Origin of the sequence: Pelagibacterium nitratireducens, from assembly GCF_037044555.1 — a bacterium.
In the GTDB taxonomy this organism is placed as follows: domain Bacteria; phylum Pseudomonadota; class Alphaproteobacteria; order Rhizobiales; family Devosiaceae; genus Pelagibacterium; species Pelagibacterium nitratireducens.
Window position 1 is genome coordinate 391,334 of sequence record NZ_CP146275.1, and the last position, 24,903, is coordinate 416,236.

Genomic DNA, 24,903 nt, shown 5'->3' on the forward strand with positions numbered 1-24,903 from the left:
ATGCGCGCCCTGACATTGCACGGCAAACACGACGTCCGCGTCGAAACTGTTCCCGATCCCGAGATTCTGAACCCTCGCGACGCCATCATCAAAGTGACCGCCACGGCAATTTGTGGTTCGGATCTCCATCTTTACGATGGCGTCATCCCAGGGATGAAGCCGGGTGACATTATCGGTCATGAATTTATGGGCGAAGTCGTCGAAGCCGGCCCGAAAAGTACCTTGCGGAACGGACAAAAGGTCGTCGTTCCGTTCACGATCTCATGCGGTTCGTGCTATTTCTGCTCCAAGCAACAATATTCCGCCTGCGACAACTCCAATCCGGTCGAGACACAGGACTTGACAGAGCCGCTCTATGGCCATGCCATGGGCGGGCTATTCGGATACTCTCATTTGACCGGCGGCTATGCCGGCGGCCAAGCTGAATATGTCCGCGTGCCGTTTTCCGACGTCGGCCCCATCGTCGTCCCTGACGGCGTAGATGACGAGAAAGTCCTCTTTCTTTCCGATAATCTGCCCACGGGATGGATGGCGGCAGAAAACTGCGACATCGAGGAAGGCGATACAATCGCTGTCTGGGGGTGCGGGCCGGTAGGGCTTTTTGCCATTCAGAGCGCACTTGCCATGGGAGCTCATCGGGTCATCGCCATTGATCATTATCCTCGGCGGCTCGAACTTGCGGGTTCATTGGGCGCTGAAGCCATCAACTTTACCCAGACTAGGGTGGGCGAAGCGCTCATGGAAATGACCGGTGGCATTGGACCGGATGCGGTAATCGATGCGGTGGGCATGGAAGCTCATGGCTTCGCACCCGACAACATTGCCGACGTGATCAAGCAAAAGATCGGCGTGGCCGCTGACCGCGGTCACGCGTTGCGTGAAGCGCTGGTGTCGTGCCGCAAAGGGGGGCGAGTTTCCGTGCCCGGTGTTTATGGCGGTTTTCTCGACAAGTTCCCGCTGGGGGCACTGATGCAAAAGGGCCTTCAGCTGCGGACCGGGCAAACCCATGTTCAGCGCTATACTGCTCCATTGCTCGAAAAAATCATGAGCGGAGAGCTCGACACGACATTCCTCGTCAGTCACCGCATCTCGCTTGAAGACGCACCAGGAGGCTATCGCAACTTCCACGGCAATCAAAACGAATGGACCAAGGTCGTCATGCGCCCGGAGTAGAACTATGCCCATTTACAGACTTTTTCCGTTAGCCGACCCGCAAAGCAGCAATTGGGATATTGCGGCCAATCGCGGTGAGGTCCTCGTGCGGGCCTCCAATAGCGGTGGCGCCAGAGTAATTGCTGCCAGTACCGAGGCGGCCATGGCGCAACGCCGCGATGAGAACGACGACGTCTTCTCGATCCGCGCAAGTGCCTTTGCTGACGATAAGCTCTACGGAGTTCAGATGGCGGACGACAGCCCGTTCGATCGCGAAGGTCCAGACGCGGTGCTGGAAGGCCTTGTAGACGAGCGCACGGCGGGAGAATGATCGCCGGCCCATGCAGTGGGATTGACAATTGATGTCGCGTTCGTCGCGGACGACGCCACCAGGAACGCTTGGCTCGCCGACTGGTATCCTGCGGGCTTGAACCCATGCGCAAATGCAGATTGTTCAAGCTCTCTTGAACTTCGATGTGTCGTTTTCGAACTTGCTTTCATGGGCTGCGTGGGCATTTGGGCGGAACACTATGACGATACCGTCGCAGCTAACGCCCGTGACAATCGCCCAGAATGCCCACGAACCGTCTAGAGCTACTCTTTGCTCTTTTTGTGCCGTTCGCTTTTTTCAAAGCTCTCAATAACATCTTCGGTCTGGCCCTTGGCCCCAGCCTGCGCCTGACGCTGATTGCGTACATTGCGCTGGTCGTTGCCCTGCAAGCTGTTTCGTCCATGGATTTCGTCAGCATAGGTAAATTCGTCCGGAAGTTCGCCGGGCTCTGTTTTTCCAGCCGGCTTTGCGCCATGTTGTCCGGTGGCACCGGCGCCCATTTTCTTGCCTGCATTCGCCATAATTTCTCTCCTTGTTTTATAGGATTTATGGGTGACGCCAGCGTCCATGAAGGAAGCTGGAACTGCCCCCTATACTCATGGCCGGGTGGGCTAGGAGCTTGGCCATTGCCCTTCGCGCACGTCAGGCCCGGGCTGAGCGATGTTGGAAGCATCGGGCCTGTCTTGATCGCGGGGGCGTTTGCGTGCTTCGAAGGTGCCGCTGAACAAGATGAGCCCGATCATCAAAACAAAGATGAAAACGGCGAACATGAGAATGGCGATGAGGACGGCCACGCAATTTTTCCTTCATCTGTGTGCGAACAAGCCGATGGCCGGACCTTCGTTACCCGGCCATCGCATTTCAAATGGGGGCTACATCTGCTCGTTCTGAGCAGCGGAGTCGGGACGCGCCTTGCCCAGGCTCGGCTTCTGGCCCAACGGCTCAATCTTTTCGACCACACTAAATTCCGAACGCCCGTCCAGAGACGGCCCGGACGTCCAGCGCCCTTCGGGCGTGGCTTCGTCGAGGGAGGTGTTGAGGAAATAGTATGAGTGAGCGGTCGCCTCATGTTCCTGAGGCGTCGAATTGGGGATTGGCAACTGGCCTTCCATGCCGCCCAGTTCCTCGATCACCGCCAGCCATTGCTGCTGGTGCATCGTATCGCGGGCAATGAGAAACGACAGCATGTCCTTCATGCCCTGATCGTCGGTCATGTTATAGAGCCGAGACGCCAGAACCCGTCCACCTGCTTCTGCTGTGGCGTTGGCCAGCATATCGGCCCCGAGATTGCCAGTCGCATAGACGTGGCTCATGTCGAAAGGGACACCGTTGGAATTGACCGGCATGGCCGATAGCCCCGAGGACAGGATGTGTCTCGGGTTCATTCCACCTAGAATAGCATTGACGACGGGGTCCTTGGCGGCCTGTTCCTGCATGGAGGTGGGTGCGCCTTCGAGATTGAGCGCGACCGCGTGACCCAGAAACTCAATATGAGAGAGCTCCTCGGTGGCGGTCATCATGAGCATGTCGCGATATTTTGCATCACCGCGCGCGCCCATGGCCTGGAAGAAATACTGCATCGCAACACGTATTTCGCCCTCGATGCCGCCGATGGCCTGCTGAAGATGCTTGGCAAACACAGGATTGGGCCTGTCGACTTTGACCTCGAACTGCAACTTGGAGGAATGGTGAAACATGATGACTCCTTGGCGGGTTTGACTGACCGAACCAACGGAGAAGGCCTCTAGGAGTTGCCCGATATCCGGGTTCCTAACCTGAGATAGAGAACGACCCGTCGCATCCTGGCCCTAACGGTCAGCCTTGGGGCCAAAACCTGGGTGTGGCCTCTTGTCAGCATCTTTGTTGTTGTCTCGCGGAGGAGCTTGGGGACTGGTGGGTGCATCGGTTTCCTCACGAGAATTGTGAGGATCGTTCTCAGGCGGGCTCGGCCGAATGCCCCGATTTCCGGGTCCCACCCGGGGTGCTTCAGGCTTCATGGCGTATCTCGACTGGCAAGGGATTGGAGGCCGGACGGCCGGCGGCATCTCGCTCGTATCGGTCGGCCAACTCGCGTATGGCTTCCAATGCCGTCTTCACGTCCCATCCCGCCGATCGAACGTTGCCCATGAGCATTTCGAATTCCGCTTCCACCACTTTGCGGCATTCGCTGGCATAGTCGGGAAAACCCGGCTCAAGACTTGGGCGCTGCATTGCCATTCCTCCTGATCGCTATCGTTTTGCCTGTTGATCGGCCTCGCGCAGAGCCAGATACTGATCTGAGACCAAGCCAACGTGTTCGTCTATCCATTGCGCCATCATCTCCTCCTCTTCGAGATTTTGCCGCAACAGGTCTGAAGTGTCGGCAATCGAAAGATGATCTCCGATGCGAATGAGCGACTTGTATGCCGCTATCTCGTAGTGCTCGAAGGCATAGTTGGCGAAGGTGTCCTTGAGCACCTCATCGCCGGCTGCGGCGTGACTGAGCGCCGCCATTGAGCCGCCCACTGAGAGCACCATGTCCTTGAAACCCGAATGCTTTTCATCGATTCTATCAAAAAGTGTTTCCAGGCGCTGGATCTGCTGCTCGGTCTCGGAGATATGCTGCTCGATGCGATTGCGCATATCGGGATAGTTTTCGATCCGGGAGACCTGTGGCTTGAGGATCGAGAGGGCCTGCTTTTCCATGGCGTGGGCATTTTTCAACCCTGTGGCAAAAACGGCAAGAGCTTCATTGTGGTCGTTCATTATTGTCTCCATTTGGCTGACAACCGTCATCGGGACAACAGCTGCGTGAAGAGCCGCGCCGCCCGCTACATCTGAGTCATTAACTTTTTGAGCTTGCCGGCGTTCCGTTTCATCTGCATGAAATGCGGGACCCGCGCTCCAGACGCGCGCCGCTCACCTGGGCCCTCGAGACTTACACTACAGATGCAAGCGGTGGGCCGTCATTCACCATTCACCTGATGATCTACCGATCACCTGACACGTCGTCATCAGGTCGCTCCTCAAGATGAGCTTTGCTTGACGCCAATTAGGGCTCGCCGGTTTATTTGCGACATTGGCCAACGGGCTCATGTGCATCGGCCACAAACTTGAGCGCGCGCAACTTCAGATCGCTCATGGCCACTTCCTGATTGACGAACGCCATTCGTGCCGTTTGGTGCCAAGGTTGTCCCGCGCATTTTTAGCCTGGGGCGTGAAGCGGGCGTAGTTCCCCGCACCTCTTGGCCTGTAGCCCTGGCGCCGGAGCCTTTCCATAAAGTGCCCTACCATCGGCCCCGCAAATCGATGACAATCGCATCTTCCCGGCAGGAGTCGATTTGCCCAGCCGAATCCTGTCCTGCTTTTACGGAAGAAGACACGATGAGGGATACAGGTGACAATGTGGCTGACCGGAAGGAAATGGCAGCCGAAAGAACCGAATGGTCCGAAGATCGCACAATACTTGCGAACGAACGAACCTTCGGTAGCTGGTCTAGAACAGGCATGGCCTCGCTCGCGGTCGCGCTTGGATTTCAAGCGCTGTTTCGCGCAACCGAGCCGACATGGCTCGCAAAAGTTGGCGCCAGCGTCTTTGTGGGCGTTGGCATCGTGATCTTTTGGGCCGCGTATGCTTCCGCCAAAAAGGTTCTCGGCCGACTCGACTCACATGATGGTTCACCGTCGAGCCGCCGCCGGCTGGCGTTTGTGACGGTGGCGTCTACTATCGGCTCGTTCACATTGCTTGCAGCGCTCTGGCTCTTGTAATTCGGTTTCCTCACCGCGGGATCGATCCGAAGAGGTAAATCGCCCGGGAGCATGGCCAGTGCCGACTTGACCGGGATAGGTCGTGCCGTGGCCCGCCCCGACGATCACTTCGCGAAGTGTGCCGCCTTAGGGAGGTTGGTTGGCGGCCAGGTAGCCCGCAAGCAAATCAAGAGCCTGGTCAGTGGCTTTGGCGCAGATCGGATCCTCGCTGAGCGGCCTCGGGATCATCGGCTCGCAATACTCGCTCACCGTGACGGATGCCGGGCACTTCGCGAGATGCGTGGGCAACTCTTGTGTCTGCCCAGGTGCCGGTAAGGGCGCCACAGTGTGAGCAATAAATCAGCATACCCGGCGACTGGTAGCTTGCGACAAAGGTATTGTCGGACAGACATTCCGGACAGGTGATGACGCGTTCCTGCAGATCGTGCATGATCGGGTTCTCCCGATAGTTTCCAGCGGCCATCGCTAAATCCTAGCAAGCCTATCAGACCATAGTGTTGAGAACATGTCGGGCCCCATTTCGCGTGCGGCGGTATTGGGGCGCACCGCAATTCTATACGTTTGACCGAGGGATAGGAGACGATGAAGGGGACGGCGGTACTGGCTCTCCGACCGGGAACTCCAAACATATGCCACCGTTATCTTGACTCTGAGAGGTGACGGCAGTGCTTCAATGGTTTGTCGAATACAGTGACGCCATCAACGCGGCATCGGGCGTTGCCATGCTGTTTGTATGGATGGCTTATCTTCAGGTCTTTCTTCGCAGTTACAGCCGTCAGGTTCGCCCCAAAATCGTTATCAATCGCGCCGGTGGGTCTGCGTTGGACGCGCACTGCTTTGTGAGCAACATGAGTTCGGAAGCGATGTATCTGGAAAGTGTGATTGTGACTGTAAGGAGCGGAGAGCAGGTTGCGACCCATACTGTAACTGACATTGTTCCTCTTGACGGGGACAAATCACCGGTCGATCCCCGAGAACGCACGCACCAGGGACCCTTGCGCCCTGGAGAATATACGTCAGTCGGGACATTTGATGAAATCCTCGACAAGGTCATCCGACAGAGCGAAGACCCCCAAATTTTCAGCGAGTCTCGCGATCCCGTCGTCCTCGAAGTGATGATCATTGCCGACTATTCCTCAGAGGATCTCCTGGTTGGCGCCAAACGTCGTTTCAAGGCGGAATGGAGGGGTGAGACGTGGTACCTGGGAGCTGAATCCGCTGAGACACGGCAGATACGGTCGCGGCGGGAACGTCGCAAAATCCGGGACATCGTCGCGAACCAGGGTTAAGGCGGTTGGCTCAGCTTAGACTCTGCTTGAGAGAAACCACCCGAAACCATAGGCGGGTAAGTCAATTTCGTGGGAGTCTGGGTCAGCAAGACACGGCGTCCCGGCCACTTGAGTAAGCCGACTCACACCGGTGCCGATCGGGCCGAGTTCAACCATTTTGGGGTCGGCAGACAGATTGTGCAAAATTGCCAGATGCCTTTCGCCAAGATTGTAAGCGATCCCCAGAACGCTGCCATCGCCAGTCTCGATGAGCCTGGGGCCGCTTTCGGTCAAGGCCGAATGCTCTCGACGTAAATGGCACAGCTTGCGGATTTGAGACCTAAGGCTGTCGGCGTTTTCAATTTGGGACTCGACATTGATGTCGGCGATACCAAAGAAACCTTCTTCGATTACGGGCGCGGCCAGCCGATCTTTCCGGGCGTTTGAAAAGCCTCCATTGCGTCCGGAAGTCCACTGCATGGGCGTCCGTACCGATTGCCGTTCTGGAAGCGAAAGATCCTCGCCCATGCCGATCTCGTCGCCGTAAACGATCATCGGCGCACCGGGCAGCGAAAACAGCAGGCTGAACGCCATGATAATCCGACCTTGGTCGCCCTTCATCATCGGCGCCAGTCGTCGCCTGATGCCCCTGTTATAAATCCGCATATTCTGCTTTGGCGCAAAGCTTGCGAAGGTCTGTTCCCTCTCGTCGGGATCGAGCCGCTCGAGATCGAGTTCGTCGAGATTGCGCAGGAAATTGGCCCAGCCGCATTGAGGTGGCAGAGGCGGGAGCATATCGAGCGCCCTGGCTATCACTTCGGCCTTCTCGGTGGCCAACCCGAGAAACAGGTAGTTCGACATGTAAAAATTGAAGAACAAGTTCATCTGCACGTCGTGCTTAAAGAAGGATGGGACATCTTCGGGTTCGACGTCCACCTCTCCGAGCAACACCGCACCCGGCTTGCGCTTCTGCATGAAGCCATAGATCTCGCGCAGCGTTTCGTGGGGATCTGCGGGAATAGCGCCCTTCTGCCCCTTTTCGCGGATCATCGGAACGGCGGCGTCCAGCCTCAGGCCGGCAATGCCGAACGAGAGCCAGTAGTCGGCGATGTCGCATATCGCTTGTCGGACCCGCTCGTTGCGAAGGTTCAGTTCGGGCTCGAAATGATAGAAGCGATGGAAATAATAGCTCTGGGCCACGTCATCGAAGGTCCAGACGCTGTCCTCGCTGCCGGGAAACATTGTTGCGTGCCCGGGCGGTGGCGGTGGCGGTGCCGAGGACCATACATAGAAATCGCGATAGCCGGATTCGCTGTCCAACCGCGACGCCTTGAACCAGGGATGCTGGTCGGAGGTATGGTTGACGACGAGATCCATGATGACCTGCAATCCCAATTCCCCGGCGCGCCGAACCAGCGCTATGAGATCCTCGGTCGTTCCAAAGCGCGGATCTATGTCGTAGTAATTGCTGATGTCATAACCATTGTCCCGCCGGGGACTGGGATAGATTGGCAGGAGCCACACGACCGTTATCCCCAGATCGGCCAGATAGGGCAGTTTCTCGGTCGCCCCCGGAAGATCACCGATCCCATCGTCGTTGGAGTCGTAGAACTTTTCGACGTCCAGCGCGTAAACGATCGCATTCTTGTACCAATGTGGATCGTCCATTATTCGATCTTTCGACGTAGGGGAGGAAGAACGTTGCGAGCAAAGGCTTCGATACAAGCCTGCTGATTGGGTCCCACGAAATGCAGGTAGAGCCGGCTGAAACCCAATGCTGCAAATTGCGATAGCCATTCGACGTGGCGGTTGAGATCGGCCGAGCAAAAGACGCGTCCATCGAGGTCCGCTACGCCGACTGTGCGTGTCGCGGCCTCGAAATCTTCCGGCATGGGCAGTTGCGAGGCCAGCGCCGGCGAGACAAGGTTGTAGCGCCAACAATCCAGAGCTTGTTCAGACGCCTGCGCATCGGTTTCGGCCCAACTCAAATGCACTTGAAGGTACAGCTTTCCCTCGCCGCCGCCCTCTCTATAGGCTTGGACTATTTCTTCCAGTCGGTCAGGAGGCTGGTTGACCGTCAGCAAGCCGTCCGACCATGACGCATGCTCCCTGGCCGTCGCCGGGGTCAATGCGGCACAGAACAGATCGGGGGCAACAGGGGGGCGGCAGTAGAGTCTTGCCCTATCCACTGCGATTGGGCCGATTCGGGAAACCGTCTTGCCTGCCCATAGCGCGCGGATGATCTCTGCAGCCGCCTGCAACATCGTATCGCGGCCGGACTTGGACGGCCACGACCGCCCCACAATATGTTCATTGAGAGCTTCGCCTGTACCAATCGCCAGCCATGCAAATCGCTCCGGATACATTTGCGACAGCGTTCCTGCCGCCTGAGCGATCAAAGCCGGATGATACCGGAACCCCATTGGAGGCGTGACCGTGCCCAAGCTCAGCGTTGTCGCTTCCAGCACGGCACCGAGCCACGCCCATGTAAAGGCAGAGTTGCCCTGCTGGTGGCCCCAGGGATGGAAGTGATCAGAGCACATTGCATGCGCAAATCCCGCGCCTTCCGCCAGGGACGTCAGGCGCTTCAATTGCTTTGGCGCAAACTGTTCATGAGAGGCGTGATAACCGACTTCCATCATTGTCTCGACTCATCATCCGGAAATGCTCGGGCCTACAGCATCAGCCTGCCCCCGGTGACGGGTAACACCGCGCCGGTGACGTAACTGGCATCCTCGGCAGCAAGATAGACATATGCAGCGGCAAGCTCAGCGGGCTGGCCCGCACGTCCAAGAGGCGTGCTCTTGCCGAACGATTCAATCTTCTCTTCAGGCAGGGTCGAAGGAATAAGCGGCGTCCAGATCGGTCCGGGAGCAACCGCGTTGACGCGAATCCCCTTATCCGCAACCAGCCCCGCGAGCCCGCCGGTGAAATTGGCAATTGCCCCCTTGGTCATGGCATAGGCAAGCAGGCCGGACGAGGGCTGCTTGAAGTTTATCGATGAGGTGTTGATGATGCTGCTGCCGGGTTTCATTACAGGAACGGCGGCGCGGCACAGATAGAACATGGCGGAAAGATTGGTGTCGAGGGTCGTGTGCCATTCTTCGGTGCTGATGTCTTCGATGCTCTCGAAACTCGCCTGATGGGCCGCATTGTTGATAAGAACATCGAGCCGCCCGAATTTCTCGAGGGCCGTTTCGATCAGCGATCGGCAATAGGTTTCGTCCTTTACGTCTCCGCGCGCCAGAAGCGCCCGGCGTCCTGCTTTTTCGACCCATCGCGCGGTCTCTTTGGCGTCTTCGTCCTCGCTGAAATACGAGATGATCACATCGGCACCCTCGCGGGCAAAGGCAATTGCGACCGCACGTCCGATTCCAGAATCCGCGCCGGTAATAATGGCGGCGCAGTTTTCGAACTTGCCGCTGCCCTTATAGGTCTCTTCCCCGTGGTCGGGATCTGGTGTCATCGGTTCACTGTAGCCGGGCATGTCCTGACGCTGCTTGGGCTGCGGCGGCTGTGGGTATTTGTTTCTTGGGTCTTGGGGCACGAGCAGTTCCTTTTGGTGTCTTCTCGGTGTCTGCGATCCACCAATCGGACTTGATGGCGCAACGGCCGGGACGGATCGCTCATATCGACAAGTCGTTCTTGAGGTCAGGGTTCCAATTGAGCGTTCGGCCTTTTGCATCCACAGCGCCGCTCGCTCCTTGACTGGCGTCGCATCAGGGTGTGCCCTGGAGTGACGTAACAACCTCTGCCAGTATCGCGTAACTTCTGGGTTGAAGGCGACCATTTGTGACACGGTAGCCTCGGGTCAAAAGCCTGAGGTTACACATGGCCCGCATTGGTTACGCCCGCGAGCTTCTGAGCGCAGTCTTAGCCCAATCACGCCATAGCCGAAAAACCGTAAGACGTTGGCCCGCCATGCCCGTGCTGCGGCGGACGCATGATTGTCATCGAGATATTCAAACGCTGGAGGCAGCCGAGCGGACCGCCAAATACGGTGGCAACGAACCGGGAGAATGCGCCATGACTCGGCATGGCTCGCTCACTCCCCGCATGGGGGCTTTCGTACGTCTGACGCAAGCGAAATCCTTCGCTGTTCCGGTCGTTCAGGCAGGCTGCTCAATTTCCTGAAAGCCGCCAGTCCTCTCGGGTCGCTTCAATGTCCAAAGTGAGGTGAAACGGAGAAGGTCGGCTTTTGGTCTGAAATTGCGATAAGCTGCCACTGCTCCTGGAGTATGTCCGTAATGAAGCACGGAAGCATGATGACTTCTCCGATCACGTTCCTAAATTTGCCCGACCGCCTTCCAGACGGCCATGTTCTACGAGCGGTGATCTTCGGCGCCGGCCACGGCACGGCCTATCACGGCCAGGACAGCCGCCGCCATGCACTCGCTCCCGATGCCATTCGAGCCGCTAGTCAAGCGGATGCGGAATTGATCGAAAACTGGGACTTCGATCTTGCCGGACCTTTGTTTGGCAATGGTCCTGTTTCGTGCATAGACGTGGGAAACATTGAGACCTCTCCGCACGATGCCATGGCCAACCGTACTCGGATCGAGGCGAAAACTCGCGAGATCTTGGGGCAAACGGCGGTGCCGATCCTGATTGGGGGTGACGATTCCGTGCTCATACCTTTCCTGGCCGCTTTTGCCGAGCGGGGACCGGTTTGGGTTCTGCAGATCGACGCCCATATTGATTGGCGGGATGAGGTTGGTGGCGAGGGTTACGGCTTTTCCAGCCCGATGCGCCGGGCAAGCGAGATGGCGCATGTTGCGGGCATTGTGCAAGTCGGCATCCGTAGCGTGGGAAGTGCGCGACAATCAGAAGTCAAAGCTGCACAGGCTTACGGTAGCCACATCGCAACGGCACGTGAGGTTCACGCACACGGCGTTGAAGCCGCCCTTAGCCATATCCCAGAGGGCGCTCAAGTCGTCGTCACGCTAGACTGCGACGGCCTCGATCCTGCTGTCATGCCGGGGGTAGCGGCACCCACGCCAGGCGGACTTTCCTACACCCAGACAATCGACCTGGTTGCCGGTGCCAGTCGACGTGGAAAGATCGTAGGCTTTGATCTTGTGGAACTGACGCCCACGATAGATCCCAGCGGCCTATCAGCCCTAACAGCCTCGCGCATCTTGGTGAACGCCATCGGACGGGTTGTCCGTCAAACGTAGGGGCAATAGCACTTGCTTGATTGAGGAGCGTCCTTTCATTTAGAAGCTCGCTCTCTAGCGTCACACTACCGTTTTCTCCCAATCGCGGGCGAAAAGTCCCTGTCCCACAACGTCGTGGTTTCGGTGCATTTTTGGGTAGCTGCGATCTGAAGCCATACGCAACCTCTCCTCTGCGAGTCCGTTGTATAACGCGCTGACACCGCTCTTTTCGCCTGCTGAGTAAGGAATAGTTGGGATAAGGAGCCTCCACAGCCGTTGTCCCGCAAGCGTCGAGGGATCGGTGCTGGCCTAAGAAGAACCGAGACATGGTGGGCGAAGAGGCCAAGAGAAATCGAAAGGATGCCGAAGCAGATATAAACGCAGGAGTCGATACGGGAGGCCCTTTCGTCATAGCCGTTCAAGGCACGCGAATGCCAACGGTGATTTCCGATCCGAATCTCCCCGGCAATCCAATCATTCGCAAATGCCAATTTTCTAGAGCTTACCGGACACCAGCGGGAGGAGGTGCTTGGACGATCCTATCACTCTATGATGGGCCGGAAACTGATCCGGAGGCGCAGGCGAAAATCGAACATGCATTCGAGCATGGCTTCGATGCCGCCTATCCGGAAACACTATATAAGCGCAAGAATGGCGAGACATTCTGGGCCATTATTTTTGTAGGCCCGGTGGTGGATGGAAACTGCACCATCGTGCAACATTGCGCCTCGTTTCTCTATGTTATCCGGCGAAGGCAGGATGAGGAGCGCATGCGGGCAATGCTGGACAAACTGGATCACCGCCTAAAAGTGGATCGCGGACCGGCCGCTTATGTCCCAGCGGCTTTGATAAGCTGATTTTCAGACTGTCTGCCTCCAGTAAGGATTGAAGGCACGGCGAAGTTACTGGCGGCTGAGTGCAACATTAATCCCCAGGGCCATCAGCATGCCGCCGCCAATGCGCTGGGCAAGTCGATTGGCCGACCGAGAGGCGCGAAGGAAATTTGTGACCCTGTCGGCCAGTAATACGCAGAGAGCGTCTGCACTCGAAAATAGCACGTTGACGATTGTGCCAAGGATGAGCAGTTGGAGCCAGACCGCGAAACCTGCGCCAGCGTCGGTGAACTGGGGCAGAAACGCGACATAGAAAATGGCGGTCTTGGGGTTAAGGACTTCAACAGTGATGCTTTCCCAAAAGGCCCGACGCGGGGACTTTGACTCGACTTGGAGGCTGGACGTGGCACTGGATTCCTTTGCCAGAAAAAGCTTCAGACCCAGCCAAACCAGATAGGCGGCACCTATCAGCTTCAAGGCAATGTAGAGCGGTGGAACAATCTCGAATAACAATGCCAACCCAGCCGCTGCGGCAACGACATGTGCGTAGCCGCCAATGTGGATACCCAATGCCGCCATCCACCCAGCCCTGCGTCCACGTGCAATGGTCTGCGCAACAGCGTAGAGCATTGCGGGCCCGGGCATATAGGCAAAGACAAATGTTGCGACAAAGAAGGCAATGAGAATTTCGATCGACGGCATCGTCAGCGGTCCAGTCGCTGGAAGAGATCGTCGATCATAGATAGCAAGTGAGCGACCGTCCAGCGAGTGTAGCAGCGTGGCTCGAACCGAACGAAATCTAGTTGATGTGGACTATGTCAGTTTACCGTCAATGGCAGGACACAGTGTCCCGTATACTTTTGGGCCGATCATGTCCACTGAGCGGATCGGCCGGTCGAAAGTTGAATTTGGGGCGGAATGCGGACTGGCAACTTTTTGGCAAGCAGCAAGTTCAACCGGACCTTGCCGCACCGGTTCGCTTCCCGTTTATGCACCACACAGCAGCTGAGTTTGCAGCACCGTCGGGGTAGGGACCGTCAGGCCTCCTTTCGTCAGTGACGCTCGGTGAGGAGACGACAATCCCGGCGGCCTACGACTGACCTCCAGGCGTGCAGTAAACCGGCTATGGCAGTCGGCTTCGTTCATCAAGGCTGGCACCGTCAGCCTCTCAATTCAGTAGACATCGAGTTGATCTGGGCTGGCCGGGTCGGACGTGTCCACCGCAACGTCGTGTTCGCCTCTTGTTCGCCACAAACCTCTGTCATAAGCGGTTTACGTTTTCAGCCTCCGTTGGCTGCCTGTTTCACCGGTTCGCCGGCCTGGCCACCTTCCCTATTTTGCGAACGTTTAGACATCCATTGGCGTTTTGCCTCTGGATCATCGCCCGCTCGCTCCGGCCTGGGCTACACAAGAAGAACCACACAAATGATCAACGGCACCGTTAAATTTTTCAACATGACCAAGGGCTTCGGCTTCATCGCACCAGAGGGTGGCGACAAAGACGCTTTCGTCCATATCTCCGCCGTGGAACACTCTGGCCTCAACGGCCTTCATGAAGGCGACAAGCTCTCCTACGAACTTGAAACCGGGCGAGACGGCAAGATCGCCGCGACCAACCTTACGCTCCTCTAAGATCTCGCGCCCGGGCCACTTGCTGGCACGGCACTCGCCTCCCGGACTGGTCGAGGCGAAGATTACAAGATCCGCGACATATATGTCGGATTCCCAGAACTTTATGAATTGTCCAGACTTCCAGGTGCGCCGAGCTCTACCTCGACAGCCACTGGCCGACTGCATTCGCGTAAGGTTCCAGAACCTTTCGCACCCCGCCACGGCGATCCGCATCGCTATTGAAGAAGTGGAGCCCGTGAGCCATCGATGCCGGCAACTCCCTACTTTCAAGCGAAGCAATGGGTGGCTCTATCGAAGTTTGGACTATCGCTACCGGTAAACACCAACGCATCGAATGCCACACCGTCGATACCACCACACGAACCCAGAGAAATTCTTCCATGGATGAGTTCAATTACAAGGCCAGTGCAGAGCTGTTTCCAAGCCGGCGCTACGCCAAGACCCAGCAGACCCGTTACCGTCGTTTCGCGACGGCGGCGGAGGCCATTCGCTACGTTGTCGAGGACTTGCCCAGCATTGGCCGGGCCGGTTCATTTCTCGAAGTCAATGAAGTGCGCTTCGAATGGGAGGCCATCCGCGCACTCTATGATGCCGCTGCATACCCTCTTAGAGGTCAGACGATCGCGGCCTGATGAGGAACTTCAGCACAAGGGGCAACCGGCCTGATCAACCACCCGTTGACCGCAATGCCGCCAAGGCTCAAAGGCAGCACTACTTGAAGCTGGCCGATGCCCAATCCGCCGCTGGCGACCAAGTCGCCGCGGAAAACTATTACCAGCACGCGGAGCACTTCCTTCGTTGCACAACTGAAGGAACGCGATGATGAGCGACCTTGCACCAGACGTGGCGTCAACCGAAAGGCCATGGCCGCAGATCATGTCCCGCTATCGCCAGCCCAACCGTTGGCGCAGCGCGATTGAGTTGGCAATCTCACTTGCACCGTTCCTCCTCTGCTGGGGACTGGCCTGGGCGTCGGTTGCTTATGGTTTCTGGTGGGGCCTAATGTTCACCATTCCGGCCGCCGGCTTTCTCGTCCGCCTGTTCATGATCCAGCATGACTGCGGCCATGGCGCCTTTTTCGCGCACCGGCAGGCGGACGATTGGGCGGGGCGCATCATCGGCGTCTTGACCATGACTCCCTACGACTACTGGCGAAGAACGCATGCCCAGCATCATGCCACTACGGGCAATCTCGATAGGCGCGGCATCGGTGATGTCGAAACACTGACCGTCAGTGAATACCGGGCACTGTCGATGAGGGGGCGACTGCGCTACCGCCTTTATCGCCATCCGATCGTGCTGTTCGGGGTCGGCCCGCTGTGGCTGTTCCTCCTACAGCACCGTTGGCCGGTGGGCATGATGCGCTCCGGCGTGGAACCTTGGCTTTCCACCATGGCGACGAACGTCGGCATCGCAGTGCTCGCCGTCGGCATGGTGTGGGTATTCGGCTGGCAGGCCCTCGTCTTGGTCCACTTGCCTATTGTGATTATGGCAGCGGCTGTCGGCGTGTGGCTCTTCTATGTCCAGCACCAGTTCGAGGAAACACACTGGGCTCCCGCGTCCGACTGGAAGTTCAAGGAGGCGGCCCTGCACGGCTCGTCCTACTACGACTTGCCCGGCATTCTCGGATGGCTGACAGCCAATATCGGCATACATCACGTGCATCACCTCGCCAGCAGGATCCCGTACTATCGCCTGCCCGAAGTTCTGCGCGACTACCCCGAGCTCAAGGCCATCGGCAGGATATCGATTGCCGACAGCCTCGCTGGTGTGAAGTTGGTGCTGTGGGATGAGCGTCGTCGTAAGCTGGTCTCATTCCGAGAGGCTCTTGCCTAGCGCTGTGCGATGCCCCGCCCAATTTCCCGCGTGGCGGTCGGTAGTGAGCGGAACCGCTACCTCGATTCCGACATTAGCGGCCAATTCGCAGCGCGGCAGCGTTCGGGACGTCGATCAGGGTGGGCGAACGCAAGAATGGGATTGTTTGCCGGACGGCGGCTCACCCAGATCTGCGGCCAAAACCGGACCGGCCGGAAACGGCCCCGAACCCGCCAGGCAGCAACGCGCCCCAATTCCAGCCGTTCGTCCAGCCTTGGGCGTATCCTGAAAGCTGCCCTTCCGCATAGGTCGTCTCGATCCCTGCTAGGATTTCTGTGGCAAGCGCCGGAAGGCCGAGACCAAGCTCGCCGCACGGTCAGTTTGGGGCACGCAGCCAGCTCTTCGCACGGTTTTTCATTGCCAGGGCGTCCAAGGTTGCAGCCATTGACGGCTCGGAAGCAACGCGGATCTTTCTCCAGCCATCTTGATGCAATTGATCGGCAATTGGCAGGCTCATGGCTACCGCCGGGACCGATTGAAGGATTTGCATCTGTTGATGTTTTCGCAATAGGACTGTGAGTTGCGCGGCAATGCGCTTTGACATGCAAATGACGCCTCCAATTTGATTGGTCCGACAGAGTACCTGGCCGGTTTCGGTCAGAGTTTGTCGCAGATTGGCGCGATACACGACAACGCGGATGGAACGGTATCCGCGCGCAGAGAGCTCGGCGGCGATGTCGCAGGCTATATGCTCGCCGCTTACGTGCGCGATGACACCAGTATGGCGCGGCATTCTTTTTGTAAGTCGTTGGATAAGAGTTTGTGCTGTTCCATCGCTGACGTCGATGTTGGAAAAGCCGCGCAACCGAAGTTCGTCAGCTGTCGCCGAGCCCACAGCAAAGACTGGTATGGTTCTGGCAAGACCGGCGACGCTCTCCAAACATCTTGCCCCGTTTGGCGATGTAACCGCTATCGCTGCAATATTGGATGACCACCCCACTGGTCCGGAAATTGGCTCAATTTCCACAATCGGTTCGTTATAGGCTGGCCATCCAAGCTTACGAACCAACTCGATCATGCCATATGCCTGACCGTACGGTCTTGTCAGCATGATGATCTTTTTGCTGCACAAGTCATTGGACATTTTGGGCTCCGACGTTGCGAAAGAACCATAGCCCGCAGCCACCCAAGATGCTGAGCACGCCAAGAAACACAAAAATCCCTGCCAGACCGAATGATGCGTTCACGGGAGCTGACACCGCCTGAATAGCTGCCGCTCCGACAAAAAATGACAAATTGACCGCCGAAAGCGCCTTGCCGGCGTGCCGGGGTTCGACGGAGGCGCGTCCGAGCGCGAACAGGAGTGGCTGGACCGAGATCACGACACCGAACGCGACGATCAAGGTGATATCAAAACGTGCCGATAGAACATCAATGCCCATCACGCGCGCGAGAAATCCGTTTTCTGCCCCGGTCGGGATGAGAACAAGGGCCACTCCTGCAAGCACATGGCCAATCGCGAGCAACATGTAAGGTCGGCCAAAACGCTTTTCGATGAGCCCAATAGCCATCGGCATGACAATCAGCATGAGCGTTAAAACGAGCAACACATTGCCTGCTGAGACCCTCGCCATACCCTTGGCCTCCATCAACCATGGGCCGCCCCACATGCCGCGCACGCCGATCATCACCGCAAAAGACACAAAGGCGAGAACGATGACACCGCGAAGCACTGGCGAGATGCCAATCTTCAGCACTTCCCTGATTTCCGAACCCACGCTGGCAGGCACTTCGTGGGAAGGCCGCACCGGCCGAATAGTCAGTTGCACAGTGACGAGCACGATCAGCGCAAACAGTGCGGGCAAACCATAGGCCAGGCGCCAGCCGTAGTGCTCGATGAGCCATGCCATCGGGCTTGCCGAGATCACCATGCCGGTGTTGCCTATCGCCAAAATCACGGCTGACCAGAGGGCAAACCGGCTCGGGTCGGTCGTTCGTGCGGCGTAAGTGAGGGGACACAGGAGCATGCCGCAACACCCGATGCCCAGAATGATCTGCGTTATGACAAAGCCCGCCGGGCCTTGAATGAGCGCAGCAAAAACCGACCCTACGACAATGATGCCCAGGAGGGTGCTGATGACGGCCTTGACGCTGTAGCGGTCAAGAGCGACCCCTACCGGAATCTGTCCGGCAGCGAACGCCAGATGATAAAATCCGGTCATTGCTGCGATATCGCCCGCGGATACCATCAGGTCCTGAGCGACCAGATCAGCAGAGACCGCCGGAAGCGTTCGCACAAGGTTGGAAATTGTGTGGCCCAGCGCCAAGACCATCAAAGGTAGGGCAGCCTGCCAGACCGAGCCATATAAAGCGTGGGTGTTTGCCGAAGTAGGCAACGGGCGGCGAGACAGCATATTGGTACTCATCATCACAAAGAATGGGGGCAGCGTTTTTCTGCCCCAATGCTTACTTGCCTTTTCGCTTACCAGCTTCAGGAGCGAACGATCCAGAGGGCAGACCACTGATCGAGTCGGGAGCGAGGGATTGTTTCTGCTTTTTCTTTCTGGGCTGTAGGCGCTGCTGATCGCCCTTGCGTTTTGCCATCTTGATAGCCTTCAATGGGTTCGCAATTGCTAGCGAACTTTTAGGGAAGAGATCCCAAAATTGGGACCCGCGAGAATGTCACCCCTGGTTGCAGCAATGTGCCGGCCAGGGCCAGCTCTCCGGTTTGAGATCGTCTCCAAAATGTGGGAATGATCATGGTGCTATGCTGCCTTGTTGGGCAGCGTTCGTTCCGAATAGATGCCCACACTTGCCAGTATATCTTCGACTGCGGAAGCAGACTTGGCTGCGCGCAACCGGGCGGCCAATTCGGGCGCCTCGGCCAGTTTGGCAAAGCGGGGGAGAGCCAGGTGCAGCCAGCGCAAATCGTGGCGATTGCCCACAACAGACAACAACACGTCCACGGGGGTGGCATCACTTGCGTCGAAGTCGATAGCGTATTTGAGTTGGGTGACCTGGACCAGGGGCGGGCAGCTCTGTTTGAAGATTGTATGGGGCGCTGCAACGCCCGAGCCGATGGCTGTAGATCCCAGCTTCTCACGCGCCAGAAGGCAGTTGCTGATATCATGTAGAGAGATGTCGGGTCTGCACGACCCAATGCGTTGAGCCAGAGAGCTCAAGGCTGCCTTGCGCGATCTGGATGTCCTATCGATTGTGAAATCTATTTCGAACGAAACACTTGCGAGTGCCATCACGAACCTCCGTCAGGCAGCGTTGCTGCCGACCAAAGAATTAAAGTTGTCGTGAGTATTGTCCCGGAAGCGCGAAGTGTTTCGCAGCTTCCGGGTCAGGCATCCCGGTCGCTGGGCACAAACCGACAAATGGGTGGGAAATGACAAGTGTTCATGGCCCAGCAAGCTAGCGTTGATTTTAATTAAGTCAACTGGGCATTTTTGTCGCGCTGCATCGAAGGCACCACGACTTGTAAAAAGAACTTCCGATGCTAAGTGAATAGCCATGCTTCGCACATCGATCCAAACCGCCTGCACCAGGACGCCAATTGGCGCACTCTCTGCCCCCCGGGGCGGGGAATGTGCAAGGCGTTAGCGCCAACACACCGCCTCGGGCCTCATAGTCCTTATCCATTTTGCTTTCTCGCAAGCGCGAGCGGAGGCCGGTGTGCGCAATTCTCTCAGCCCTTTCACATGTCGTCATTGTACCGAAACCATTCCACGGGCTGCCGTGCGGTGCCCATGGTGCTTCAAGCCACTTCCAGATCACTGGCCTGTTCGGTTTCCGCGTCCCGGTGCCAATTACGGGTTGGATATGCCCGAGCGCATCTGAGGCGACCCTCGGTCGCATGCACAGCGGCTCGCTTGACTTCCCCGCCCAAAGCGCTAGCTATGGTCTCATGATGATCCGAGCGCGTTTGACACTTCTGAAAATGCTCAAGGGACAGCCCGTAATAGGACTGTAGCCCGAAGCTCGGCCATTCGCGCCTTCCGAGCTTCGGGAGGTGCGCTCATCGTTTGCACGATCAGCGCCTTTGGCGCCTTCACAATCCACTAGAATTTTGGACCGCCGGCACAGTGACTGGCGGAGATCGTGTGCAATCATGTCTCAAGCTGCAATAAAATCGGCGGCCTTGCCGCGTTTGATCCTTGGTGTCGAGGATCATGGAAAACTGATGACCATGGCGAACGGTATAACCGGCCCCATGGCCAATGTTGCCGACCAGCTCATGAACGAACTGGATCGCGCCCGTGTCGTGGCTCAGTCCAAGCTGCCCGAAGATGCCGTGCGGCTGGGATCCGTTGTTTCCTTTACCACGACCGATGGTTTTGACCGCACCTATCAGTTGGTGTTCCCCGGCGAAGCGGACATCTCGTCGGGAAAAGTATCCGTGCTCACCCCGATTGGTGCTGCACTCATCGGATTGCGCGAAGGACAAAGTATTCCCTGGACCGCTCGCGACGGCCGTCGGCTGTCCTTGACCGTCGTCCGGGTCGAGCAGAGCCAGTAATATGGACGCCCATAACGCAGTGAAAGCAGTGCTCAAGTTCGGAGCATAGGGCCAGGCCGTCATGAGGTCGGTCTGGTCTCGTGTGCTGCCCCGTTTTCAACAGAGGTCCATATCATGAGCCCTGCCATGCTGCCGAAACTCACACCGCGCGATTTTGCAATCCTGGAAACCATGCTCGCCGACCATTTAGGCGACGACGAGCTGCTGATCGATGCCATCCGCAAGAAAATGCAATTCGCAAAAATTGTATTTGCCGACGATCTTCCAGCCGAGATTGTTACGATCGGGTCTCGCGTCGCCTTCACGGTGGATGACGGGTGGCCGCAAGAGCGCCGACTGGTAACCCTTGAGCACTACGTCCCGGGCCAGGACCATCAGTCAGTGGCCAGCCTACGGGGGATAGGGCTCTTGGGTCAGGCCGCAGGAGACAAGATCGCGATTGATTTTAGCGGGCGCGTCGTCGCGCTCGAAATCCACGCTGTGCTCTACCAGCCGGAGGCCGAAAGCAGGGCCCGGAGAAAACCAGCCGATCTGCATCTGGTCGAAAGCCGTGGCGATAGCCAGCAGCCCGTGTCTCGCCACTCAGGCCTGCAGCCGGGAGATGATCCCGGCCCCTCTGCCGCATGATTTCCATTGCTGTCGTGCAGTCGGCCCCATGACCCGCGCGATGGCGATTGAGCGCAAGGGCGATCCTCTCGCCCTTGCGCCGCATCGCCCAACAAAAGGTATTTCAACAATGAGCGCTACCGACGACATCCTCGGTCCTGTCTATTCGCAAGTCCTTCGACGTAACCCTGGCGAAGACGAGTTTCATCAAGCTGTTCGCGAAGTGCTCGACAGCCTGGGACGGGTTGTTGCCAAACACCCCCACTATGGCAGTGCAGGGTTGATCGAACGGTTGTGCGAGCCCGAACGACAGATCATCTTCCGCGTGTCATGGACCGATGATCAGGGATATGTGCAGATCAACCGGGGTTTCCGCGTGCAATTTAACTCTGCATTGGGACCCTACAAGGGTGGGCTAAGGTTCCATCCAAGCGTCAATCTGGGCATCGTGAAGTTTCTCGGCTTTGAGCAGGTCTTCAAAAATGCCCTGACCGGTATGCCGATTGGCGGCGGCAAGGGAGGGTCCGATTTCGACCCCAAGGGCAAGTCCGACGCAGAAATCATGCGGTTTTGCCAGGCGTTCATGACCGAACTTTCTCGCCACGTGGGAGAATATACCGACGTTCCGGCGGGCGACATCGGAGTGGGACTGCGTGAGATCGGCTATATGTTCGGTCAATACAAGCGCATGACCAACCGCTATGAATCGGGTGTTCTGACCGGCAAGGGGCTGAGCTGGGGCGGCTCGCGGGTCCGCAAGGAAGCCACCGGTTACGGCGCCGTCTATTTTCTGGCCGAAATGCTGCGCATGCGCAAAACCGATCTTTCCGGGAAAAGGGCCGTTGTTTCGGGTTCGGGCAATGTTGCCATTTATACGATGGAAAAGCTCATCGAACTGGGCGCCACGGTAGTGGCGTGTTCGGACTCCAGCGGGTACGTCGTCGATGAGAGCGGCATCGATATCGCGCTCTTAAAAGAGATAAAGGAAAAGCGGCGTGGGCGTATCGAGAAATACGCCGAGCTCAACGGCAATGGGGCTCATTACAACGCCTCGGGATCGATATGGACCGTACCGTGCGACCTCGCCATTCCTGCCGCAACCCAGAACGAGCTGACGGGTAAGGACGCCCGTTCGCTTGTTGAAAACGGTGTTGTCGCCGTTGTTGAAGGTGCCAACATGCCCTGCACACCTGAGGCCGTGCGCATGTTTGAAGAGGCGGGAATCCTGTTTGGTCCGGGCAAGGCGTCCAATGCTGGCGGGGTTGCCACCAGTGCGCTCGAAATGCAGCAAAACGCTTCGCGCGATTCCTGGACGTTTGAACAGACCGAAGAACGCCTTGCCGAAATCATGAAGGATATCCACGATCACTGCGCACAAACCGCCGATGAGTATGGTCTGCCAGGCAATTATGTGGCGGGCGCCAATATCGGGGGATTTGTCCGCGTTGCCGATGCCATGTCTGCGCTCGGCATAATTTAAGCGCCAACTGATGGTGTCCTAGATTGGCTCAGCCTATCATGGCAGTGTCTTATACGGAGGAAATTTAATGAAACTCGAAACTCTTGCGCTTCACCACGGCTATACGCCCGAGCCTACGACCAAAGCGGCGACTGTCCCGATCTATCAGACGACCTCCTATACATTTGACGATACCCAGCATGGGGCCGATCTCTTCGACCTCAAGGTTGAGGGCAACATCTATACGCGCATCATGAATCCTACCTCTGCGGTGCTCGAGCAGCGCATGGCGGCCCTCGAAGGGGGTGTAGGAGCCCTTGCGGTGGCCTCGGGCATGGCTGCGATCACTTATGCCATCCAGACAATTGCCGGGGCAGGCGATAACATCGTCTCGGTGAGTCAGCTTTATGGCGGCACCTATAATTTGTTCATGCACGCTTTGCCGCGCCAAGGTATCGAAGTGCGTATGGCTCCAGGTGATGATCTTGATGCATTCGATGCGTTGATCGATGAAAACACCAAGGCGGTCTTTTGCGAATCGATTGGCAACCCTGCTGGCAATGTCGTGGACATCGAAAAGCTCTCTGAGATCGCTCATCGCCACGGCGTGCCACTGATTGTCGACAACACGGTCGCAACGCCGTTTCTGTGCCGTCCGTTCGAATTTGGTGCCGATATCGTTGTCCATTCGCTTACGAAATATATCGGCGGGCATGGCAATGCCATTGGCGGCGTGATCGTGGATTCGGGGAAGTTCGATTGGGCGGCGCACAAGGAGCGCTTCAAAATCCTCAACGAACCCGATCCGTCATACCATGGCGTTGTCTATACTGAGGCGCTTGGTGCAGCTGCCTATATCGGTCGCTGCCGGGTCGCGCCGCTGCGCAACACCGGCGCCGCGCTGTCCCCGCACAATGCATTTCTCATTATGATGGGACTTGAAACTTTGGGCCTGCGTATGGAGCGCCACTGCGAAAACGCGCTCAAGCTCGCGCAATATTTGCAGTCCCACCCAAAGGTAAATTGGGTGAACTACGCAGCGCTCGACACCAGTCGATATAAACCTATCTGTGACAAGATCGCTGGCGGCAAGGCGTCGGGGATCGTCAGCTTCGGAGTCGTTGGCGGACGTGACGCCGGTGGGAAATTCATCGATGCGCTGAAAATGATCTACCGGCTGGTCAATATTGGGGATGCCAAATCCTTGGCGTGCCATCCGGCCACAACCACTCATCGGCAACTCGATGCCGATGAACTGAGATTGGCAGGTGTTTCGGAAGACCTTGTTCGCATTTCGGTGGGCATTGAAAATATCGATGACATCATCGCGGACGTCGATCAGGCGCTGGCGGGTCTATAGGAGGGTGCCTTGAGCGTGTAGGCCGCGATTTATCGGTCGGCGAAAACGAGCGTGGCATGGGGCAACGGGCTGCGGCCCGCTCTGGCGTGCCACGGTCGCTTTTTTGATCGCCTTGGACCGATGTACGTTGGGCTAGGGGGGGAGTGCAAACGACCGGATTGTTGTCCACACTGTCGGCCCAGCATACGCAAACTCTCCAGCAAAATTGACTTGAAATTGAATGGCTGATGGCGTCGGCGCCTTCTCTCCACAAAGGCAATCGAACGATTGGCTGACCAGGCATACCTGAGATGACGACATGTTCCGGGGTTGTACTGCCCTACGTGTTTGTAGGAATTTGTCCTCGATCGTAGGTAGCTGCGATGGGTCGCCAACATGTTCCCGATCTCGGGCCGGAGGTAATCGATAATGGGCCGATTTAACTCGTCAATTGTCTGACCTCCGGTTTCCAAAAGCAGAGAAGCCGAGGTATCGCCCAGACCGTCGGTTTCCGAAATATGCGTACCTGCCAGGTAGCGGACTTCCGCATCCGGTCCGGCACCCGGATGGCCACAGCTTCAGCGCTACCGACGAGCCGCTTGCGTGGTGCATGACGAGCCTGCCAGAGCAGTTTCTGTGGGGTGTGGATCTTTTCAACAATTGCTACTATTGGGAGGCGCATGAGGCTTGGGAGCCATTCTGGCAACACGTTAGCCGCACTTCTGAAGAGTGGGCTTTCTTGAAGGCCATCATCTTGCTGGCAGCGGCTGGCGTGAAAGTGCGGGAGGGCAAACATGGGCCTATGCGGCGCCATCTTGATCGCGCAGCATCGCTCCTGGACGGGCTGAACGCAGACATATTCACGCCTGCTATCGGCATGTCTCCCCAGGTGCTGGCGAGCTTGGCGCGAGCCGAATGCAGCCTTGTTTGGCCCTTCCGCAACCGAATTGGTCTCGACATTTTTCTCCAGCCGACACTTCCAACTTGAGCTCTCTGGCGCAATGGTCACTCATCGACAGAATACCACCTATTCCTGAAGA

28 protein-coding genes and 1 pseudogene are annotated in these 24,903 nt (G+C 57.4%); 16 read left to right on the forward strand and 13 right to left on the reverse strand.

From position 1 onward, the window contains the following. Both V6617_RS02035 and V6617_RS02040 read left to right on the forward strand, forming a co-directional pair. Nucleotides 1-1,173, forward strand: a complete 1,173-nt coding sequence (locus V6617_RS02035) for a zinc-dependent alcohol dehydrogenase (RefSeq protein WP_338610795.1) — start codon at nt 1-3, stop codon at nt 1,171-1,173. A 4-nt stretch (nt 1,174-1,177) separates the two neighbouring features. After that, nucleotides 1,178-1,483, forward strand: coding sequence for a hypothetical protein (locus V6617_RS02040; RefSeq protein WP_338608750.1), 306 nt, complete (start codon nt 1,178-1,180; stop codon nt 1,481-1,483). A gap of 263 nt (nt 1,484-1,746) precedes the next feature. On the opposite strand, the gene V6617_RS02045 is transcribed toward V6617_RS02040, so the two are convergent. The 5 genes from V6617_RS02045 to V6617_RS02065 form a co-directional block, all read right to left on the reverse strand. After that, nucleotides 1,747-2,004 (reverse strand): hypothetical protein, encoded by a 258-nt coding sequence (locus tag V6617_RS02045; RefSeq protein ID WP_338608752.1) that lies wholly within the window; start codon nt 2,002-2,004, stop codon nt 1,747-1,749. Nucleotides 2,005-2,094: 90 nt separating this feature from the next. Next, nucleotides 2,095-2,277, reverse strand: a complete 183-nt coding sequence (locus V6617_RS02050; protein ID WP_338608754.1) for a hypothetical protein — start codon at nt 2,275-2,277, stop codon at nt 2,095-2,097. A 78-nt stretch (nt 2,278-2,355) separates the two neighbouring features. Continuing rightward, nucleotides 2,356-3,180, reverse strand: coding sequence for a manganese catalase family protein (locus V6617_RS02055; protein WP_338608756.1), 825 nt, complete (start codon nt 3,178-3,180; stop codon nt 2,356-2,358). A 289-nt stretch (nt 3,181-3,469) separates the two neighbouring features. After that, entirely contained in the window at nt 3,470-3,694 is a 225-nt protein-coding gene (locus V6617_RS02060) for a hypothetical protein (RefSeq protein WP_338608758.1), read from the reverse strand. An 18-nt stretch (nt 3,695-3,712) separates the two neighbouring features. Further along, complete coding sequence (locus V6617_RS02065) at nt 3,713-4,228, reverse strand: ferritin-like domain-containing protein (RefSeq protein WP_338608759.1); 516 nt, start codon at nt 4,226-4,228, stop codon at nt 3,713-3,715. Nucleotides 4,229-4,846: 618 nt separating this feature from the next. Between V6617_RS02065 and V6617_RS02070 the strand changes: the two genes are divergently transcribed. Continuing rightward, a complete protein-coding gene (locus tag V6617_RS02070) occupies nt 4,847-5,230 on the forward strand; it encodes a DUF202 domain-containing protein (RefSeq protein ID WP_338608760.1) in 384 nt (127 codons plus the stop codon). Nucleotides 5,231-5,408: 178 nt separating this feature from the next. Here V6617_RS02070 and V6617_RS02075 read toward each other — a convergent pair whose 3' ends face one another. Beyond that, nucleotides 5,409-5,693: a hypothetical protein gene (locus V6617_RS02075; RefSeq protein WP_338608761.1), complete on the reverse strand. Its 285-nt coding sequence runs from the start codon at nt 5,691-5,693 to the stop codon at nt 5,409-5,411. 202 nt (nt 5,694-5,895) lie between these two features. Between V6617_RS02075 and V6617_RS02080 the strand changes: the two genes are divergently transcribed. Next, the gene (locus V6617_RS02080; protein ID WP_338608762.1) at nt 5,896-6,519 is read left to right on the forward strand and encodes a hypothetical protein; all 624 of its coding nucleotides are present in this window, start codon (nt 5,896-5,898) and stop codon (nt 6,517-6,519) included. Nucleotides 6,520-6,534: 15 nt separating this feature from the next. On the opposite strand, the gene V6617_RS02085 is transcribed toward V6617_RS02080, so the two are convergent. The 3 genes from V6617_RS02085 to V6617_RS02095 are packed head-to-tail and all read right to left on the reverse strand — an operon-like array spanning nt 6,535 to nt 9,985. Then, on the reverse strand, nt 6,535-8,166 hold the full coding sequence (locus tag V6617_RS02085; RefSeq protein WP_338608763.1) for an alpha-amylase family protein: 1,632 nt from the start codon (nt 8,164-8,166) through the stop codon (nt 6,535-6,537). Next, nucleotides 8,166-9,140, reverse strand: coding sequence for a TIGR03885 family FMN-dependent LLM class oxidoreductase (locus V6617_RS02090; RefSeq protein WP_338608764.1), 975 nt, complete (start codon nt 9,138-9,140; stop codon nt 8,166-8,168). The genes V6617_RS02085 and V6617_RS02090 overlap by 1 nt, the downstream gene beginning before the upstream one ends. Nucleotides 9,141-9,172: 32 nt before the next feature. Next, nucleotides 9,173-9,985: an SDR family oxidoreductase gene (locus V6617_RS02095; protein ID WP_338610796.1), complete on the reverse strand. Its 813-nt coding sequence runs from the start codon at nt 9,983-9,985 to the stop codon at nt 9,173-9,175. A gap of 420 nt (nt 9,986-10,405) precedes the next feature. On the opposite strand from V6617_RS02095, the pseudogene V6617_RS18990 reads away from it, so the two are divergent. From V6617_RS18990 to V6617_RS02105, 3 genes and pseudogenes are all read left to right on the forward strand, one after another. Then, a pseudogene (locus V6617_RS18990) lies at nt 10,406-10,528 on the forward strand (IS91 family transposase); the annotation flags it as partial. A gap of 235 nt (nt 10,529-10,763) precedes the next feature. Continuing rightward, on the forward strand, nt 10,764-11,675 hold the full coding sequence (locus tag V6617_RS02100; RefSeq protein ID WP_338610797.1) for an agmatinase: 912 nt from the start codon (nt 10,764-10,766) through the stop codon (nt 11,673-11,675). Nucleotides 11,676-11,980: 305 nt separating this feature from the next. Next, nucleotides 11,981-12,511, forward strand: coding sequence for a hypothetical protein (locus V6617_RS02105; protein WP_338608766.1), 531 nt, complete (start codon nt 11,981-11,983; stop codon nt 12,509-12,511). Nucleotides 12,512-12,556: 45 nt separating this feature from the next. On the opposite strand, the gene V6617_RS02110 is transcribed toward V6617_RS02105, so the two are convergent. After that, nucleotides 12,557-13,189, reverse strand: a complete 633-nt coding sequence (locus V6617_RS02110) for a LysE family translocator (RefSeq protein WP_338608768.1) — start codon at nt 13,187-13,189, stop codon at nt 12,557-12,559. 723 nt (nt 13,190-13,912) lie between these two features. On the opposite strand from V6617_RS02110, the gene V6617_RS02115 reads away from it, so the two are divergent. The 4 genes from V6617_RS02115 to V6617_RS02130 all read left to right on the forward strand — a co-directional run bounded on the left by V6617_RS02115 (nt 13,913) and on the right by V6617_RS02130 (nt 15,955). Next, complete coding sequence (locus V6617_RS02115; RefSeq protein WP_338610798.1) at nt 13,913-14,119, forward strand: cold-shock protein; 207 nt, start codon at nt 13,913-13,915, stop codon at nt 14,117-14,119. A gap of 380 nt (nt 14,120-14,499) precedes the next feature. After that, a complete protein-coding gene (locus V6617_RS02120) occupies nt 14,500-14,751 on the forward strand; it encodes a hypothetical protein (protein ID WP_338608769.1) in 252 nt (83 codons plus the stop codon). Then, nucleotides 14,751-14,942 carry a DUF4167 domain-containing protein gene (locus V6617_RS02125; RefSeq protein WP_338608770.1) on the forward strand — a complete coding sequence of 64 codons (192 nt, stop codon included), beginning with the start codon at nt 14,751-14,753 and terminating at the stop codon, nt 14,940-14,942. The genes V6617_RS02120 and V6617_RS02125 overlap by 1 nt, the downstream gene beginning before the upstream one ends. After that, nucleotides 14,942-15,955, forward strand: coding sequence for a fatty acid desaturase (locus V6617_RS02130; RefSeq protein ID WP_338608771.1), 1,014 nt, complete (start codon nt 14,942-14,944; stop codon nt 15,953-15,955). Before V6617_RS02125 ends, V6617_RS02130 begins: the two co-directional genes overlap by 1 nt. 355 nt (nt 15,956-16,310) lie before the next feature. Here the strand turns inward: V6617_RS02130 and V6617_RS02135 are convergent, their stop codons facing one another. The 3 genes from V6617_RS02135 to V6617_RS02145 form a co-directional block, all read right to left on the reverse strand. Then, on the reverse strand, nt 16,311-17,078 hold the full coding sequence (locus V6617_RS02135; RefSeq protein WP_338608772.1) for a uroporphyrinogen-III synthase: 768 nt from the start codon (nt 17,076-17,078) through the stop codon (nt 16,311-16,313). Next, nucleotides 17,068-18,456: an MFS transporter gene (locus tag V6617_RS02140; RefSeq protein ID WP_338608774.1), complete on the reverse strand. Its 1,389-nt coding sequence runs from the start codon at nt 18,454-18,456 to the stop codon at nt 17,068-17,070. The genes V6617_RS02135 and V6617_RS02140 overlap by 11 nt, the downstream gene beginning before the upstream one ends. Nucleotides 18,457-18,699: 243 nt before the next feature. After that, complete coding sequence (locus V6617_RS02145) at nt 18,700-19,188, reverse strand: PTS sugar transporter subunit IIA (RefSeq protein ID WP_338608776.1); 489 nt, start codon at nt 19,186-19,188, stop codon at nt 18,700-18,702. 863 nt (nt 19,189-20,051) lie between these two features. Here V6617_RS02145 and rnk point away from each other — a divergent pair. The 5 genes from rnk (at nt 20,052) to V6617_RS02170 (ending at nt 24,851) form a co-directional block, all read left to right on the forward strand. Further along, nucleotides 20,052-20,459 (forward strand): nucleoside diphosphate kinase regulator, encoded by a 408-nt coding sequence (gene rnk, locus V6617_RS02150; protein ID WP_338608778.1) that lies wholly within the window; start codon nt 20,052-20,054, stop codon nt 20,457-20,459. 126 nt (nt 20,460-20,585) lie between these two features. Next, the gene (locus V6617_RS02155; RefSeq protein WP_338608780.1) at nt 20,586-21,086 is read left to right on the forward strand and encodes a hypothetical protein; all 501 of its coding nucleotides are present in this window, start codon (nt 20,586-20,588) and stop codon (nt 21,084-21,086) included. Nucleotides 21,087-21,195: 109 nt separating this feature from the next. Then, a complete protein-coding gene (gene gdhA / locus V6617_RS02160; protein ID WP_338608782.1) occupies nt 21,196-22,545 on the forward strand; it encodes an NADP-specific glutamate dehydrogenase in 1,350 nt (449 codons plus the stop codon). A 67-nt stretch (nt 22,546-22,612) separates the two neighbouring features. Further along, complete coding sequence (locus V6617_RS02165) at nt 22,613-23,884, forward strand: O-acetylhomoserine aminocarboxypropyltransferase/cysteine synthase family protein (protein ID WP_338608783.1); 1,272 nt, start codon at nt 22,613-22,615, stop codon at nt 23,882-23,884. A gap of 589 nt (nt 23,885-24,473) precedes the next feature. Further along, nucleotides 24,474-24,851 (forward strand): DUF309 domain-containing protein, encoded by a 378-nt coding sequence (locus V6617_RS02170; RefSeq protein WP_338608785.1) that lies wholly within the window; start codon nt 24,474-24,476, stop codon nt 24,849-24,851. The last annotated feature ends 52 nt before the right edge of the window (nt 24,852-24,903 follow it).